This is a genomic window from Rathayibacter sp. Leaf248, assembly GCF_920939495.1.
GTDB classification, from domain to species: domain Bacteria; phylum Actinomycetota; class Actinomycetes; order Actinomycetales; family Microbacteriaceae; genus Rathayibacter; species Rathayibacter caricis.
Genome location: NZ_CAKLAV010000001.1, coordinates 190203 through 205779, shown reverse-complemented (window position 1 = coordinate 205779; position 15577 = coordinate 190203). Strand labels below are relative to the sequence as shown.

The following is a 15577-nucleotide window of genomic DNA, read 5'->3' as shown; positions in this document are numbered from 1 at the left end:
CCCGGAGGGGGCCGGACTACTCGGCGAGGGGCTGGGCGACGAGCTTGTCCTCGTTGATCTCGTGGAGAGCGACCGACAGCGGCTTGTCGTCGATGGTCGAGTCGACCAGCGGGCCGACGTTGTCGAACAGGCTGCCCTCGTGGAGGTCGGCGTAGTAGTCGTTGATCTGACGCGCGCGCTTGGAGGCGAAGATCACCAGCGCGTACTTCGAGTCGACCTTCGAGAGGAGCTCGTCGATGGGCGGGTCGATGATGCCGAGGTTGTTGGCCATGGTGTCTCCTTGTTGGCTTGTCAGCTTGTCAGCGCTGCGGGGCGCGTGAGCGCCGATCTGCGGCTCCGGAGGCGCTCGACGCCGCGGCACCGGAGGGCGGAGCCCAGTCGGCGATCGGGGCGTCGGCCCGGAGGTGGTCGGTGGCCCGGACGTCAGCGGCCCGGGTCGGCGGGCGCGCCGTCGGAACGAGGCGACATCAATTCTACGACCTCGCGGGCCGCTTCGGGCACGGTGCTGTTCACAACGGCGAAATCGAACTCGTCCTGCGCGGCCAGCTCGATGCGCGCGGTCGCCAGCCGGCGCTGCTGCTCCTCCGGGCTCTCGGTGCCGCGGCCGACCAGTCGGCGCACGAGCTCGTCCCAGCTCGGCGGGAGGAGGAAGACGAGTCGGGCGTCCGGCATGCGCTCGCGCACCTGCCGCGCGCCCTGGATGTCGATCTCGAGCATGACCTGGCGCCCCTGCGCGAGGGCGGCGTCGATCGGCCCGCGTGGAGTGCCGTAGCGGTAGGCGTTGTGGACGGTCGCGTACTCGAGGAACTCCCCCGCCTCGACCATCCGGTCGAACTCGGCGTCGTCGACGAAGTAGTAGCTGACGCCGTCGATCTCGCCCGGGCGCGGCGCGCGGGTCGTCGCCGAGACCGACAGCAGCACCTCGGGGTAGTTCTCGCGGATGTAGGTGGACACGGTGCCCTTGCCGACCGCCGTCGGTCCGGCGAGGACGACGAGGCGGGTGCGCTCCCCGCGACGCTGACGCGCCTCGCGCTGCTCGAGGAAGGAGTGGAGTCCCTCCACCTGGCGGCGGCCGAGGCCGCCCAGGCGCTTGGACGGAGCGATCTGCAGCTGCTCCATCACGCGCGGGGTCTTGACCACGCCGAGGGCTGGCACCGAGCGCAGGAGCTCGCTCACGCGCATCCGCCCCTCGACGCCGGTCGGGTCGCTCTGCGCGGCCGCGAGCACGGCCGTCGCCGGACGCTCGCCGGAGGCGACGTCCTTCTTCACGCCGGCACGAGCGCGCCGGGCGGCGATGGCCGCGGCGGAGGCGGCACGGCGGTCGACCTCGGGAGGCGACGGCCGGCGGGGGGCGGCGACGGTCCCGGGATCGGCGGGGGCGGCTTCAGCGGACAAGGGTCTCCTGGATGTCTCGGGCGCGGCGGTCGATCTCGGCGGCGATCCCGTCGGGACCGGCGCCGAGCACGCTGCGCGACTCGCTCACGAGGGTCGTCGCCGCGAGGGCCCCGAACAGCCGGGGCGCGTCCGCGACGCCGGCGCCCTGGTGGCCGAAGCCGGGTGCCAGCACCGGGAGCCCCGGGGTGAGCGCCGTGTCGGTCCGGATGCCGTAGTCGCCCAGGGCGACCGTGGCCCCCAGGACGACGCCGACCGAGCCGATCGGGGAGCGCGCGTGGTGCGCGTTCCAGGATGCCACGTCCGCCAGCACGGCGCTGGCCAGGGGGGATCCCGCGTGCTCGCCGTCCTGCACGAGCGCGCGCTGCACGGGTCCGGCCTCCGGATTGGAGGTGGCGGCGAGGACGAAGACGCCCTTCCCCGCCTCCTCGGCGAGCTCGAGCATGCCGTCGAGGGAGCCGAGCCCCTGATAGGCGGAGGCGGTCATCGCATCCGCTTCGAGAGGCGAGCCCGGGCGGAGCCACGCCTCGGCGTAGGCGGTGACGCTCGTGCCGATGTCGCCGCGCTTGACGTCGGCGATCACGAGGAGCCCGGCCGCGCGCGCGTCGGCGAGGACTCGCTCGAGCGCGAGGTAGCCCGCCGATCCGTGGCGCTCGAAGAACGCGACCTGCGGCTTCACCACGCCCACGCGCCCCGCAGCGGCCTCGACGACCCGGCGGCCGAACGACTCCAGCCCCGTCGCGTCGTCGCCGAGCCCCCACGCGTCCAGCAGGAACGCGTGGGGGTCGATGCCGACGCAGAGCTGTCCGTGCTCGTCGAAGGCGCGCTCGAGGCGCGCCCCGAACGACTCGGTCACGCCAGGCGCTCCGCCCGACGCAGCGCGTAGTCCTGCAGGCTCGTGACCTCGAAGGGCTCGTCGGCCACATCGAGCGAGGCGACGGCGGCCGCCAGCTGGGCGATGGTGGTGAAGAGCGGCTTGTCGGCGGCGACCGCGGCGGCGCGGATCTCGTACCCGTCGGCGCGGGAGGCGCCTCCGCTGGGCGTGTTGATCACGACGTCGACCTCGTCGCGGCTGACCAGCTCGACGATCGACGGCGAGTCGCCGACGGCCTCCTCGCTGTACTTGCGGACGATGCGGGTCGGGATGCCGTTGCGGTTCAGCACCTCCGCGGTGCCCTCGGTCGCGAGGATCTCGAAGCCGAGCTGGCGCAGGCGCAGCGCCGGCAGCACGATGGCCCGCTTGTCGCGGTCGGCGACCGAGATGAAGACGGTGCCGGAGGAGGGCATGCCGCCGTAGGCCGCGTCCTGGCTCTTCTTGAAGGCCCGGGGGAAGTCGCGGTCGATGCCCATGACCTCGCCGGTCGAGCGCATCTCGGGGCCGAGGAGGGAATCGACGATCTGGCCCTCCTTCGTGCGGAACCGCTTGAAGGGCAGGACCGCCTCCTTGACCGCGATCGGCGAGTCCATCGGCACATCGGAGCCGTCGCGCTCGGGCAGCAGACCCTCGGCCTTGAGCTCGGCGATCGTCTCGCCGACCATCAGCCGCGACGCCGCCTTGGCGAGCGGGATGCCGAGCGCCTTCGACACGAACGGCACGGTGCGCGAGGCGCGCGGGTTCGCCTCGAGGACGTAGAGCACGCCCTGGCCGATCGCGAACTGCACGTTGAGGAGTCCGCGGACACCGACGCCCTGCGCGATGGCGAGCGTCGCGTCGCGGACCTCGTCGATCTGCCGGCGGCCGAGGGTCACGGGTGGGAGGGTGCACGCGGAGTCGCCGGAGTGGATCCCGGCCTCCTCGATGTGCTCCATCACGCCGCCGATGTAGAGCTGCTCGCCGTCGTAGAGCGCGTCGACGTCGATCTCGATCGCGTCGTCGAGGAAGCGGTCGACGAGCAGCGGGTGCGTCGCGTCGATGATGCCCTGGTCGGCCATCCGCTCGAAGTAGTCCTCGAGCTGCGCGGCGCCGTACACGATCTCCATGCCGCGGCCGCCGAGGACGAACGACGGGCGGACGAGGACGGGGAAGCCGATGCCGGTCGCGACGCCGAGCGCGCCCTCGAGGTCGATCGCCGTGCCGTTGCGCGGAGCGAGCAGACCGGCCTCGTCGAGGATGCGGGAGAACGCGCCGCGCTCCTCCGCGAGATCGATCGCCGCGGGAGTCGTGCCGAGGATCGGGACCCCCGCCTCCTCGAGGCCCTTCGCCAGACCCAGGGCGGTCTGGCCGCCGAGCTGGACGACGACGCCGACGAGCTCGCCGGACTGCGACTCCGCGTGGATCACCTCGAGGACGTCCTCGAGGGTCAGCGGCTCGAAGTACAGGCGGTCCGAGGTGTCGTAGTCGGTCGAGACCGTCTCGGGGTTGCAGTTGATCATGATCGTCTCGTAGCCGGCCTCCGAGAGGGCGAACGAGGCGTGCACGCACGAGTAGTCGAACTCGACGCCCTGGCCGATGCGGTTCGGGCCGGAGCCGAGGATGACCACCTTGCGGCGGTCGGCCGCGACGACCTCGGTCTCCTCGTCGTAGGAGGAGTAGTGGTACGGCGTGAGCGCGGGGAACTCCCCCGCGCACGTGTCGACGGTCTTGTAGACGGGGCGGACGGCCAGCTCGTAACGGGTGGCGCGCACCTCCGCCTCCTCGAGGCCGCGGAGCTCCGCGATCTGCAGGTCCGAGAATCCGTGGTCCTTCGCGAGGCGCAGCAGCCCGGCGTCCAGCGACGGGTGCTCGCGCACCAGGTCGGCGATCTCGTTGATCAGCACGATCTGGTCGAGGAACCAGGGGTCGATCTTGGTGGATTCGAACGCCTGCTCGACGCTCGCGCCCAGCCGCAGCGCCTGCTGCACCGTGACGATCCGGCCGTCGGTCGGAGTCCTCGCGATCTCGAGGAGCTCCTCGACCGAATGCTGCTGCTCGCCCCAGTGGAAGGAGGAGCCGCGCTTCTCGAGCGAGCGGAGCGCCTTCTGCAGGGCCTGGGCGTAGTTGCGGCCGATCGCCATTGCCTCGCCGACCGACTTCATGGTGGTCGTCAGCGTCTTGTCGGCCGCCGGGAACTTCTCGAACGCGAAGCGCGGGACCTTGACCACGACGTAGTCGAGCGTGGGCTCGAAGCTCGCCGGGGTGACCTTCGTGATGTCGTTCGGGATCTCGTCGAGACGGTAGCCGATGGCCAGCTTCGCCGCGATCTTGGCGATGGGGAAGCCTGTCGCCTTGGAGGCGAGCGCCGACGAGCGCGAGACGCGCGGGTTCATCTCGATGACGATGATCCGGCCGTCGGCGGGGTCGACCGCGAACTGGATGTTGCAGCCGCCGGTGTCGACTCCGACGTCGCGGATGATCCGGATGCCGATGTCGCGCAGCTTCTGGTACTCGCGGTCGGTCAGCGTGAGCGCGGGGGCGACGGTGATCGAGTCGCCGGTGTGGACGCCGACCGGGTCGACGTTCTCGATCGAGCAGACGACGACCGTGTTGTCGGCGGTGTCGCGCATGAGCTCGAGCTCGTACTCCTTCCAGCCGAGGATCGACTCCTCGAGGAGCACCTCGGTGGTGGGGCTCTGGTGCAGCCCGTCGCCGACCATGCGCACGAGCTCCTCGCGGGTGTACGCGAAGCCGGAGCCGAGACCGCCCATGGTGAAGGAGGGACGGATCACGAGCGGGTAGCCGAGGTCCTCGGCGAACTCGATCGCCTCCTCGACGGTGTGCGCGATGTAGGACTTCGCCACGTCGGCGCCCGCATCCAGCACGAGCTGCTTGAAGATCTGGCGGTCCTCGCCGCGGTTGATCGCCTCGAAGCTCGCGCCGATCAGCTCGACGTCGTACTTCTCGAGGATCCCGAGGTCGTGCAGCTGGATCGCCGCGTTGAGAGCGGTCTGGCCGCCGAGGGTCGGCAGGATCGCGTCCGGCTTCTCCTTGGCGATGATCGCCTCGATCGCCTGCGGGGTGATCGGCTCGACGTAGGTGGCGTCGGCGAAGTCGGGGTCGGTCATGATCGTCGCCGGGTTGGAGTTGACGAGGATCACGCGCACCCCCTCGGCGCGCAGGACGCGGCAGGCCTGGGTGCCCGAGTAGTCGAACTCGACCGCCTGGCCGATCACGATCGGGCCGGAGCCGATGACGAGGACGCTGTTGATGTCTTCCCTGCGCGGCATTACTTCTGCTCTCCGGTGGTGCTGGTCGAAAGGATGTCGTTCGCGGGCTCGGCGCCGCCCTGCTCGGTCGTGCGCTGCACGACCATGGCGCGGAAGCGGTCGAAGAGGTAGTTCGAGTCGTGCGGTCCGGCGGCCGCCTCGGGGTGGTACTGCACCGAGAAGGCGGGGATGTCGAGGCAGCGCAGGCCCTCCACGACGGAGTCGTTCAGGCTGTAGTGGCTGACCTCGACGCGGCCGAAGCCCTCGGGCGAGTCGAGCTCGCCCTCGATGGGCGCGTCCACCGCGAAGCCGTGGTTCTGCGCGGTGATCTCGACGCGGCCGGTCAGCTTGTCGAGCACCGGCTGGTTGATGCCGCGGTGGCCGAAGGGCAGCTTGTACGTGCCGAAGCCGAGCGCCCGGCCCAGGAGCTGGTTGCCGAAGCAGATGCCGAAGAACGGCAGGTCGGCGCGCAGCGTCGTGCGCAGCAGGTCGACGTGGCGGTCGGAGGCCTCCGGGTCGCCCGGTCCGTTCGAGAAGAACAGGGCGGACGGGTCGAGCGCGAGGACCTCGTCGGCGGTGACCGACTCCGGGAGCACGTGGACGTCGAAGCCGCGCTCCGACAGGTAGTGCACGGTCGAGGTCTTCACTCCGAGGTCGATGACCGCGACGGAGCCCACGCGCTCGCCCTGGGCGGGCACCGTGTACTGCTCGGTCGTCGAGACGGCGGAGGAGAGGTTCATCCCCTCCATCTGCGCGCCGCCGAGGACCAGCGCGAGCTGCTCCTCCTCCCCCAGGGCGAGGTCGTCGCCCGAGAAGACGCCGGCGCGCATCGAGCCGGCCGAGCGGATGTGGCGCGTGATCGCGCGGGTGTCGACACCCGAGATCCCGACGATGCCGTCGGACTCGAGGTCGTCGTCGAGCGACCGCTGGGCGCGGAAGTTCGAGACGACACGGGAGGGATCGCGGACGACGTAGCCGGCGACCCAGATGCGCCGCGACTCCTTGTCCTCGTCGTTGGTCCCGGTGTTGCCGATGTGCGGTGCGGTCTGCACCACGATCTGCCCGGCGTACGACGGGTCGGTCAGGGTCTCCTGGTAGCCGGTCATGCCGGTCGCGAAGACGATCTCGCCGAGGGTGCGCCCGCGCGCGCCGTAGGCCTGACCCGGGAATCGTCGCCCGTCCTCGAGGACGAGGACGGCGGTGGGTTCGGTGCTGAGGCGTGACGTTGGCACGGACTAGGAGCCCTTCTGGGTCGGGGAGGAGTCGCCGTCGGCGGCTCCCGGGGTGGAGGGGGAGGAGGAGGGGCCGGCGAGCCGGCGGATCTCGGCGACGAGGTGCCGACGCAGGGGCGGCTCGGCGACGCGGAGGTAGGAGTCGACCGTCTCGGCACCGCGCGGCGACCACGAGAGGACGAGCAGGCCGCCCTCCTCGACGGCGCGGTCGATGGCGTAGCTGCCCTCGCCCGCCCCGCGCAGCAGGGCCGCCGGGATCACGGTCTCGCGCTCGCCGACCGGCGCGAGGACCACGCCGCGCTCGTGGAGTCGCAGCGTCGCCTTTCCGCGGAAGCCGAGGCCCGGCAGCACCACGCGCTCGAGCGGCTGCTCGAAGCGGGTCGTGGCGACGTAGGGCAGCTCGACCGACTCGAGCTCGGCGCCCAGCGACTCGGCCGGCACGGCCTCCGGTGCGAGGTCGGCGGAGCGGCGGCGGCGCGCTCGCCACGAGAGCATCATCCCGGCGAACACCAGGACGACGACCGCGGCGATGACGATCGTGATGACGGTCCTATCCACGGGCGGACCTCGCGGCGGCGGCGACCTCGACGGCGTCGACGAGCTGGCCGTCGAGCACCGTGGGGTAGCCGTCGTGGAACGTGGCGACGACGCGACCGGGCAGCTCTCGGCCGAGGTAGGGCGAATTCGCGCTGCGGCCGCGCAGGTCGGCCGTGGAGAAGCGGCGGCGCGCCGCCGGGTCGTAGAGCACGACGTTCGCCGGCGCGCCGACCGCGAGACCGCGGTCGTAGCCGTCGAGCCGGCCGATGCGCGCCGGAGCGGCGGAGAGGACGCGCGCGATGTCCGACCAGGTCATCCGGCCGTCGTCGACGACCGCGGCGTGGACGACCGAGAGCGCGCTCTCGAGACCGACCATGCCGAACGCGGCGGCGTCCCACTCGCAGTCCTTCGACTCCACGGGGTGCGGGGCGTGGTCGGTCGCGACGATGTCGATCGTGCCGTCGGCGAGGGCCTCGCGGAGGGCCACGACGTCCTCGTCGCGGCGCAGCGGCGGGTTCACCTTGAAGCGCGCGTCGTAGCCGCCGCCCCCGTCCTGCCCCGCGATCAGCTGCTCGGTCAGGAGCAGGTGGTGGGGAGTGACCTCGGCGGTCACGTCGATCCCGCGCGCCTTCGCCCAGCGGATCACGTCGACCGAGCCGGCGGTCGAGACGTGGCAGACGTGCAAGCGGGAGCCGACGTGCTCGGCCAGCAGGACGTCGCGGGCGATGATCGCCTCCTCCGCCACTGCGGGCCACCCGGTGAGTCCGAGCGCGCTCGAGACGGCTCCCTCGTTCATCTGCGCGCCGATGGTGAGCCGCGGCTCCTGAGCGTGCTGCGCGACGACTCCGTCGAAGGCCTTCACGTACTCGAGCGCGCGGCGCATCAGCAGCGCGTCCGAGACGCACTTCCCGTCGTCCGAGAAGACCCGCACGGCGGCACGGCTGCGGGCCATCGCGCCGAGCTCGGCGAGGGACTCCCCCGCGAGGCCCACGGTGACGGCTCCGATCGGCCGCACCGTCGCGTAGCCGGCGTCCTCGCCCAGGCTCTGCACCTGCTCGACGACCCCGGCCGTGTCCTGCACCGGGGAGGTGTTGGCCATGGCGAAGACGGCGGTGAAGCCTCCTGCGGCGGCCGCGCGCGATCCGGTGAGCACGGTCTCGCTCTGCTCGAAGCCGGGCTCGCGGAGGTGGGTGTGCAGGTCGACCAGGCCGGGCAGCGCCAGCAGGCCGTCGGCGTCGACGACGCGGGCCCCGCTCGAGTCGAGGTCGGCTCCGATGTCGACCACGACTCCGCCGTCGATCAGGATGTCGGCGGTGCTCTCGTCGGCGAGGGTCGCCCCCGAGATCAGGATCCGCCCGTGTCCGCGGGTGCTGGTCAGTGGCGTGCTCATCAGTGGATCTCCCGTTCGCCGGACAGCAGCAGGTAGAGCGCGGCCATCCGGACCGAGACTCCGTTGGTGACCTGTTCGAGCACCGTGGAGCGGCTCGAATCGGCGGCGGCCGAGGAGATCTCGACGCCCCTGTTCATGGGTCCGGGGTGCATGACGATGGTATCGGGGCCCAACCGGGCGAGGCGCTCGTCGTCGAGACCCCAGATGCGCGCGTACTCGCGGCCGTTGGGGAAGAAGCCGCTCGACATCCGCTCGAGCTGGATGCGCAGCAGCATCACGACGTCGGGCAGGCCCGAGTCGAGGGCGTCGTCGAGGTCGAAGCGGATGGTCGCGGGCCAGCCGGCGGTGTCGACCGGCACCAGGGTGGGCGGGGCGACGAGGGTCACCTCGGCGCCGAGCGCCGTCAGCAGCCAGACGTTCGACCGCGCGACCCGCGAGTGCAGGATGTCGCCGACGATCGTCACCGCGACTCCGTCGAGGCCCTTGCCGCGGGAGGCCGACGGGCCGTGCAGGCGCCGGCGGATGGTGAAGGCGTCGAGCAGCGCCTGCGTGGGGTGCTCGTGCGTGCCGTCGCCGGCGTTCAGGATCGACGCGTCGATCCAGCCGCTCGCCGCGAGCACGGCCGGGGCGCCCGAGGCGCTGTGCCGCACGACGACTCCGTCGGCGCCCATCGCGGCGAGGGTCTGCGCGGTGTCCTTGAGGCTCTCGCCCTTCGAGACGCTCGAGCCCTTGGCGCTGAAGTTGATCACGTCGGCCGAGAGCCGCTTGGCGGCCGCCTCGAACGAGATCCGGGTGCGGGTGGAGTCCTCGAAGAAGAGGTTGACGACCGTCTTCCCGCGCAGAGTCGGCAGCTTCTTGACCTCCCGGTTCTGCACGTCGGCCATGTCCTCGGCGATGTCGAGGAGGCCGATCGCGGAGGAGCGGTCGAGGTCGCGGGTCGAGAGGAGGTGCTTCACGCGTCGCTCCGTCCGTCGGATCCACCGTCGCGGGCGGACTCGATGGCGACGAGGTCCTCTCCGTCCGTCTCGACCAGGCGCACGTTGATCCTCTCGCTGAGGCTGCTCGGAAGGTTCTTGCCCACGAAGTCGGCCCGGATGGGGAGCTCGCGGTGGCCGCGGTCGACCAGGGCGGCGAGGCGGACGGCGCGCGGGCGGCCGATGTCGCTCAGGGCGTCCAGCGCGGCGCGGATGGTCCGCCCCGAGAAGAGCACGTCGTCGACGAGCACGACGGTGCGCCCGTCGATGCTCGCGGGGACGGTCGTCCTCGCGGGGGTGCGCACGGGGTGGCGGGAGAGGTCGTCCCGGTACATCGTCACGTCGAGGGCGCCGGCGAAGACGGGGGCGGCGTCGGGCTCGATGCGGGCGATGGCATCGGCGATCCGCCGGGCGAGGACCACGCCGCGCGTGGGGATCCCGAGGATCACCAGCGACTGCGCTCCCCGGTTCGACTCGAGGATCTCGTGGGCGATGCGCGTCAGAGCACGCGAGATGTCAGCGCCGTTGAGCACGATTCGTGCCGTCACACCGACCTCCTTCCCCGTCTCTCCGGACGGCCTTAAAGGAAATGTCCCCCCGAGTATAGAGGTCGCTCGACCGGTCGCGGCCCCGTTCCCGCCGAGGACCGGCACCGGCGGCGGAGCGGCGGCACACCACCACGGGTCCCCCTTTCGGGAGGCGGATCCGGGGAAAGAGAACGCCCGTTCCCGCCCCGTCCCCGATAGCCTGTAACCGGTGACGACGGCGCGCCGCCCCCCCTCCCGTCGCTGGTTCCGCCCATCCCCCTCCCGCGGAACGCCCCCGGCGCACTCCCCCGAGCGACCCGCTCACGTCCCGGCCGCTGTGCCCGCCGGAAGTAAGGATCCCCGCATGACCACGTCCTCCTTCGGCGCAGCCCCGCTCTCACGCCGCACCGTCCTCGCCGGATCGATCGCGGGGATCGGCGCGACGATCGTGCTGGCCTCCCCCGCCGCCGCGGCGCCGAACTACTCGGTGATCCCCAAGCTCCTCGGCGAGATCTCGCGCACGGACACGGTCCTCTCGCGCGTGGGCCGCACCCCCTACGAGGTCATCGACGTCTCGATCGGCGGCGACCGGACCCGGCTCTTCGTGCCGCACACCGCCGCGCCGAGCCTCACCTCCGCGAAGACCGTCCTCTGGTACTACCACGCCAACGGGAGCAGCTACGCGGCGCTCTCGGGCGCCTTCCAGTACGCGGCCGACCAGGCCGTCGACCGCGGCTTCGTCTGCATCTGCCCGAACTACGGCGGCAGCGAGTGGACCGGGCCCAAGGCGATCGCTGCTCACGGCAACGCCGTGAAGTGGGTCACCGCGCAGTGGAAGGTCGGAGCCAGCTTCCTCCGCTCCAACTCCGGTGGCGGCACCCTGCTGAGCTGGGCGTACGGCAACCGGCTCGTGCCGAACATCCGCGGTGCCTACATCGCCAGCGGCACCTTCGACATGGCCGACATCGCCGAGCGCGATCCGCTGCGCGTCCTGCCCGCTTACGACAACGACCTCTCCACCGTCCCGGCCACGAACCCGGCACTGCTGCCGCAGTCGGTCTGGGCCGGGACGCGGCTGCGGATCAGCGGCTCGGACGACGACATCATCGTCCCGTTCGCGAAGCACGGCCTCGCGCTGCACGAGAAGGCGCTGCCGGTCGCGAAGGAGACGAGCGTCCTCCGCCACTCCGGCGAGGGCGCTCCCTACGGTCACGTGGTGCCGAGCGCGACCAACAAGGACATGCTCGATCTGTTCGACCGCTGGCTGGCCGAGGGGCCCGTCGACGAGACGCCGAACCCGCCGCAGCCGACGGCACCCGGGGCGGGCACCTACCAGAACGGGTCGGAGTCCATCGTCACCGAGGGCTCCTGGTCGACGCTCTCCGCCTCGGCGGACAACGGCGGCAGCATCGCCTACTCCACCAGCACGGGAGCCTCGGCGACGCTCACCTTCACCGGCACCGCCGTGAGCTGGGTCAGCCGTCGCACGAGCTCCTCCGGCATCAACGAGGTCTACATCGACGGCGCCCTCGTCGCCTCGGTCGACCGCTACAGCTCGTCCACCGCGTACGCCCGGACGGTGTGGACCAGCGGCCCCCTCGCCGCCGGGACGCACACCATCACGATCAAGCGCGGTAGCACGAGGAACCCGTCCTCGAGCGGATCGAACATCATCCTCGACGCGTTCGTCGTCGAGAACACCCCCGTCACGACCCCTCCGACTCCGACGGCGGCCGGACCCGGCACCTACCAGAACGGCGACGCGGCGATCGTCACCGAGGGGAACTGGTCGTCGCTGTCGTCCTCCGCGGACAACGGCGGCAGCATCTCGTACTCGACCAGCGTCGGCGCCTCGGCGGCACTGACGTTCTCGGGGACGAAGGTCAGCTGGGTGAGCCGGCGCACGTCGTCCTCCGGGACCAACGAGGTCTACCTCGACGGCGCGCTCGTCACGACCGTCGACCGCTACAGCGCGTCGACGAAGTACAACCAGACCGTGTGGACGAGCGACGCGCTCCCCGCCGGCACGCACACGATCACGATCAAGCGCGGCAGCACCAGGAACGCGGCCTCGAGCGGCTCGAACCTGATCCTCGACGCGATCGTCGTCTCCTGAGACGCGACCGGGCGGCCCGTTCCCCTGAGGGGACGGACCGCCCGGTCGGCGGTGCAGTGCTCGGACGCGAGGGTCAGGCGGGAGTGCGCGACTCCGCCACCGACGCCAGCAGGCCGTTGATGAAGCCCGCGGAGTCGTCGGTCGAGAGCACCGTGGCGGCCTCGACGGCCTCCGAGATCGCGACGCCGTCGGGCACCTGGTCGTTGTGCAGGATCTCCCACACGCCGATCCGGAGGATCGCGCGGTCGACGAGGGGCATCCGCGCGAGCGTCCAGCCCTTCGAGAGGCGCTCGATCAGCGCGTCGATCTCGGCGGCGTGGTCGATGACGCCGTCGACGATCTCCCGCGCGTAGAGCCAGGAGGCTTCACGGGCGGGCTCGTGGACCGCCCGCTCCGCCTCGGCCCGCAGGGAGTCGGCGAGGGAGATCTGCCGGACGTCGGCGTTGTAGATGATGTCGAGGGCGCGCTTGCGCGCCTTCGTGCGTGCACTCACGGACGGCCCGGCTCAGCTGACGCGGCCGAGGTAGTCGCCCGTGCGGGTGTCGACCTTGACCTTGGTGCCCTGCTCGAGGAACAGCGGGACCTGGATCTGGTAGCCGGTCTCGACCGTGGCGGGCTTGGTGCCGCCGGTCGAGCGGTCGCCCTGCAGGCCCGGCTCGGTGTACGTGATCTCGAGCACCACGGAGGCGGGCAGGTCGATGTAGAGCGGGTCGCCGTCGTGCAGCGCCAGGGTGACGTTCTGGTTCTCGAGCATGAAGTTGGCCGCGTCGCCGACGACCGCCTCGGGCACGGTGATCTGGTCGTAGTCCGACGTGTCCATGAACACGAAGTCCTGGCCGTCGCGGTAGAGGTACTGGAAGTCGCGGCGGTCGACGTTCGCCGTGTCGATCTTCGCGCCCGCGTTGAACGTCTTGTCGACGACCTTGCCGGTGAGGACGTTCTTCATCTTGGTGCGGACGAACGCGCCGCCCTTGCCCGGCTTGACGTGCTGGAAGTCGATGACGTTCCAGAGCTGACCGTCGATGTTGAGGACGGTGCCGTTCTTGATGTCGGTGGTAGAGGCCATGCGAAGGGGGATCCGTTTCGGTGGAAGTCTGCTGCCGGTGGGCCCGACTCCGGGCGCGGCGATATCGGCCGGTACGGCTGACCCGTCGAGTGTAGTCGATGGGCACGGCGCGGCCGAGGGAGCCTGGACGGCCGGTGCGAATCCGCACCCGGTCCTCGCGGAGGGTGGAGGGTGGGAGGACGTCACGAGAGGAGACCCGCCATGGCGGACGTCACGACACCCTTCGACTCCGGCACGGTCGACGCCGCGTTCACCGCGGTCCCGATCGTCATCGCCGCGATGGTCGTCCTCATGGTCGTGCTGATCGTCGTGAACCTGCGACGCGCGAAGAAGCTCGGAGTGAATCCGCTCACTCTCCAGACCGATCTCGCGGCGAAGCTCGCGAAGGACGGCTTCGGCGGCGGCCGACCGCTCAGCGAGCGCCTCGCCGAGATCGACCGGCTGCACGCCGACGGCACTCTCAGCGACGAGGAGCACGCCTCGGCGAGGCGAGCGGCGCTCGAGGGCCGCACCTGACCGGAGCGGCCGCGCGAGCCTAGGAGCCGATCTCCTGGTAGGCGGCGAACAGCAGCGACGTCTCGGGCCCCTGCAGGATGCTCGGGCGTGCGATGTCGTCGAGCACCACGAAGCGGAGGATGCCCGCCCGGGACTTCTTGTCGCGCTGCATCGCCGCGAGGAGCGTCTCCCAGCGGCCCAGCGGGTAGCTGGTCGGCAGCGTGAGCGACTCGAGGACGCTGCGGTGGCGGTCGACCGCCGCGTCGCTCAGCGACCCCGTGAGCCGCGAGAGCTCGGCCGCGAAGACCATCCCGACCGAGACCGCCGCGCCGTGCCGCCACTGGTAGCGCTCGGCGTGCTCGATCGCGTGGCCGAGGGTGTGGCCGTAGTTCAGGATCTCGCGCAGTCCCTGCTCGGTGAAGTCCTCGCCGACGACGCGGGCTTTGATTCCGATCGAGAGCTCGACGAGGCGTCGGAACTCCTCGGACGTCGGATCCGTCGCCAGGTCGACATCGGACTCGATGATGTCGAGGATCTGCGGCTCGGCGATGAGGCCGTACTTCACGATCTCGCCGAAGCCCGCGAGGATCTCGTTCCGCGGGAGGCTCGAGAGCACGTCGAGATCGGCGACCACGGCGCGCGGCGCGTGGAAGGCGCCCACGAGGTTCTTGCCCTCGGCCGTGTTGATCCCGGTCTTGCCGCCGACGGCGGCGTCGACCATCCCCAGCACCGTGGTCGGCACCTGCACGACGCCGACACCGCGGAGCCAGGTCGCCGCGACGAAGCCGGCGAGGTCGGTGATCGATCCTCCGCCGAAGCCGACGACGACATCGGTGCGGGTGAAGTCCGACTGGCCCATGACCTGCCAGCAGAAGGCCGCGACCTCGACGCGCTTGGCCGCCTCCGCGTCGGGGACCTCCGCCAGGAGCACCTCGTAGCGCTCGAGCAGGCTCTCGCGGATCTCGGCGGCCAGGACCGCGAGCGTCGGCGGGTGCACGATGAGCACCTTGGCTGCGCGCGGGCCGATGGCGTCGGCGAGGCCGTCGAGGAGCCCCCGGCCGACGGTGATGTCGTAGCCGGTGGCGCCTGTCACGGTGATGGCGGTGGAGCCGTCGTTCATGGGAGTCTTCCGCTCGGGCGGCCGGAGGCGGCCGCCGGGTCGTCTGCACGGCCGCCGGCGGCGGTCGCGTCGTGTCGGGAGTCGTTCTCGCTCGCGCGCACCCACTCGGCGATCTCCGCGGCGATCGCGGTGATCGGCCGGCGGGAGGTGTCGACCGTGAGGTCCGCCAGCGCGTCGTAGATCGGACGGCGCTGCTCGTGCAGGCGCGTCCAGTCCGCGACTCCGCCGCGCACGAGCGGTCTGCTGCCCGAGCCGAGGCGGTCGCGGACGGCTTCGGCGGTCGTGGTCAGCAGGACCACGGGCACGTCGGCCAGGTCGGCCCGCGTGAGCGGATCGAGCACTGCTCCCCCGCCCAGGCTCAGCACGACGTCGCGGCGCACCGCGCGAGCGACGACGAGCCGCTCCTCCCGCCGGAAGGCCGCTTCACCGTGGGCGTCGAAGTAGGCCGCGATCGGGCCGTGAGCGGCGACGAAGTCGGCGTCGGAGTCGACGAACGGCGCGGCGAGGGACTTCGCGACCCGCTTCCCGATGGTCGTCTTCCCGGCCCCCATGGGACCGATGAACACCACTCGGGCGCGGGCCGCGCCGGTATCGTGTCCGGCCATC

General features: G+C 71.4%; 15 protein-coding genes. 2 read left to right on the top strand and 13 right to left on the bottom strand.

Annotation, left to right across the window (positions count from 1 at the left end):
- Positions 1 to 16 precede the first annotated feature (16 nt).
- The 9 genes from rpoZ to pyrR all read right to left on the bottom strand — a co-directional run bounded on the left by rpoZ (position 17) and on the right by pyrR (position 10195).
- Positions 17 to 271: a DNA-directed RNA polymerase subunit omega gene (gene rpoZ / locus LRG51_RS01030; protein ID WP_055791825.1), complete on the bottom strand. Its 255-nt coding sequence runs from the start codon at positions 269 to 271 to the stop codon at positions 17 to 19.
- Positions 272 to 423: 152 nt separating this feature from the next.
- Positions 424 to 1395: a guanylate kinase gene (gene gmk, locus LRG51_RS01025; RefSeq protein ID WP_055791823.1), complete on the bottom strand. Its 972-nt coding sequence runs from the start codon at positions 1393 to 1395 to the stop codon at positions 424 to 426.
- Positions 1385 to 2248, bottom strand: a complete 864-nt coding sequence (gene pyrF / locus LRG51_RS01020) for an orotidine-5'-phosphate decarboxylase (RefSeq protein ID WP_055791820.1) — start codon at positions 2246 to 2248, stop codon at positions 1385 to 1387. Before pyrF ends, gmk begins: the two co-directional genes overlap by 11 nt.
- Positions 2245 to 5535, bottom strand: a complete 3291-nt coding sequence (carB, locus tag LRG51_RS01015; protein WP_055791818.1) for a carbamoyl-phosphate synthase large subunit — start codon at positions 5533 to 5535, stop codon at positions 2245 to 2247. The genes pyrF and carB overlap by 4 nt, the downstream gene beginning before the upstream one ends.
- Entirely contained in the window at positions 5535 to 6746 is a 1212-nt protein-coding gene (gene carA / locus LRG51_RS01010; protein WP_055791815.1) for a glutamine-hydrolyzing carbamoyl-phosphate synthase small subunit, read from the bottom strand. The genes carB and carA overlap by 1 nt, the downstream gene beginning before the upstream one ends.
- Before the next feature lie 3 nt (positions 6747 to 6749).
- A complete protein-coding gene (locus LRG51_RS01005) occupies positions 6750 to 7304 on the bottom strand; it encodes a PH-like domain-containing protein (RefSeq protein WP_055791813.1) in 555 nt (184 codons plus the stop codon).
- On the bottom strand, positions 7297 to 8673 hold the full coding sequence (locus LRG51_RS01000; protein ID WP_230670480.1) for a dihydroorotase: 1377 nt from the start codon (positions 8671 to 8673) through the stop codon (positions 7297 to 7299). Before LRG51_RS01000 ends, LRG51_RS01005 begins: the two co-directional genes overlap by 8 nt.
- Positions 8673 to 9629: an aspartate carbamoyltransferase catalytic subunit gene (locus LRG51_RS00995; RefSeq protein ID WP_055791805.1), complete on the bottom strand. Its 957-nt coding sequence runs from the start codon at positions 9627 to 9629 to the stop codon at positions 8673 to 8675. Before LRG51_RS00995 ends, LRG51_RS01000 begins: the two co-directional genes overlap by 1 nt.
- A complete protein-coding gene (gene pyrR, locus LRG51_RS00990; RefSeq protein ID WP_055791802.1) occupies positions 9626 to 10195 on the bottom strand; it encodes a bifunctional pyr operon transcriptional regulator/uracil phosphoribosyltransferase PyrR in 570 nt (189 codons plus the stop codon). The genes LRG51_RS00995 and pyrR overlap by 4 nt, the downstream gene beginning before the upstream one ends.
- A 343-nt stretch (positions 10196 to 10538) precedes the next feature.
- Between pyrR and LRG51_RS00985 the strand changes: the two genes are divergently transcribed.
- Positions 10539 to 12290, top strand: coding sequence for a hypothetical protein (locus LRG51_RS00985; protein WP_055791798.1), 1752 nt, complete (start codon positions 10539 to 10541; stop codon positions 12288 to 12290).
- Between the two features lie 73 nt (positions 12291 to 12363).
- On the opposite strand, the gene nusB is transcribed toward LRG51_RS00985, so the two are convergent.
- Positions 12364 to 12783, bottom strand: coding sequence for a transcription antitermination factor NusB (gene nusB, locus LRG51_RS00980; protein ID WP_055791796.1), 420 nt, complete (start codon positions 12781 to 12783; stop codon positions 12364 to 12366).
- A gap of 12 nt (positions 12784 to 12795) precedes the next feature.
- A complete protein-coding gene (efp, locus tag LRG51_RS00975) occupies positions 12796 to 13356 on the bottom strand; it encodes an elongation factor P (RefSeq protein WP_055791792.1) in 561 nt (186 codons plus the stop codon).
- 201 nt (positions 13357 to 13557) lie between these two features.
- Here efp and LRG51_RS00970 point away from each other — a divergent pair, with 201 nt between their 5' ends.
- Positions 13558 to 13872, top strand: a complete 315-nt coding sequence (locus tag LRG51_RS00970; protein WP_230670478.1) for a hypothetical protein — start codon at positions 13558 to 13560, stop codon at positions 13870 to 13872.
- Between the two features lie 19 nt (positions 13873 to 13891).
- Here the strand turns inward: LRG51_RS00970 and aroB are convergent, their stop codons facing one another.
- Positions 13892 to 14971, bottom strand: a complete 1080-nt coding sequence (gene aroB, locus LRG51_RS00965) for a 3-dehydroquinate synthase (protein ID WP_055791787.1) — start codon at positions 14969 to 14971, stop codon at positions 13892 to 13894.
- Positions 14968 to 15576, bottom strand: coding sequence for a shikimate kinase (locus tag LRG51_RS00960; protein WP_230670475.1), 609 nt, complete (start codon positions 15574 to 15576; stop codon positions 14968 to 14970). Before LRG51_RS00960 ends, aroB begins: the two co-directional genes overlap by 4 nt.
- Position 15577: the final 1 nt, after the last annotated feature.

What these genes read in the sequence shown, in the direction of transcription:
- rpoZ (WP_055791825.1), bottom strand. Translation starts at nt 271, where the DNA reads ATGGCCAACAACCTCGGCATCATCGACCCGCCCATCGACGAGCTCCTC.
- carB (WP_055791818.1), bottom strand. Translation starts at nt 5,535, where the DNA reads ATGCCGCGCAGGGAAGACATCAACAGCGTCCTCGTCATCGGCTCCGGC.
- LRG51_RS01000 (WP_230670480.1), bottom strand. Translation starts at nt 8,673, where the DNA reads ATGAGCACGCCACTGACCAGCACCCGCGGACACGGGCGGATCCTGATC.
- LRG51_RS00985 (WP_055791798.1), top strand. Translation starts at nt 10,539, where the DNA reads ATGACCACGTCCTCCTTCGGCGCAGCCCCGCTCTCACGCCGCACCGTC.
- efp (WP_055791792.1), bottom strand. Translation starts at nt 13,356, where the DNA reads ATGGCCTCTACCACCGACATCAAGAACGGCACCGTCCTCAACATCGAC.
- LRG51_RS00970 (WP_230670478.1), top strand. Translation starts at nt 13,558, where the DNA reads ATGGCGGACGTCACGACACCCTTCGACTCCGGCACGGTCGACGCCGCG.
- aroB (WP_055791787.1), bottom strand. Translation starts at nt 14,971, where the DNA reads ATGAACGACGGCTCCACCGCCATCACCGTGACAGGCGCCACCGGCTAC.
- LRG51_RS00960 (WP_230670475.1), bottom strand. Translation starts at nt 15,576, where the DNA reads ATGGCCGGACACGATACCGGCGCGGCCCGCGCCCGAGTGGTGTTCATC.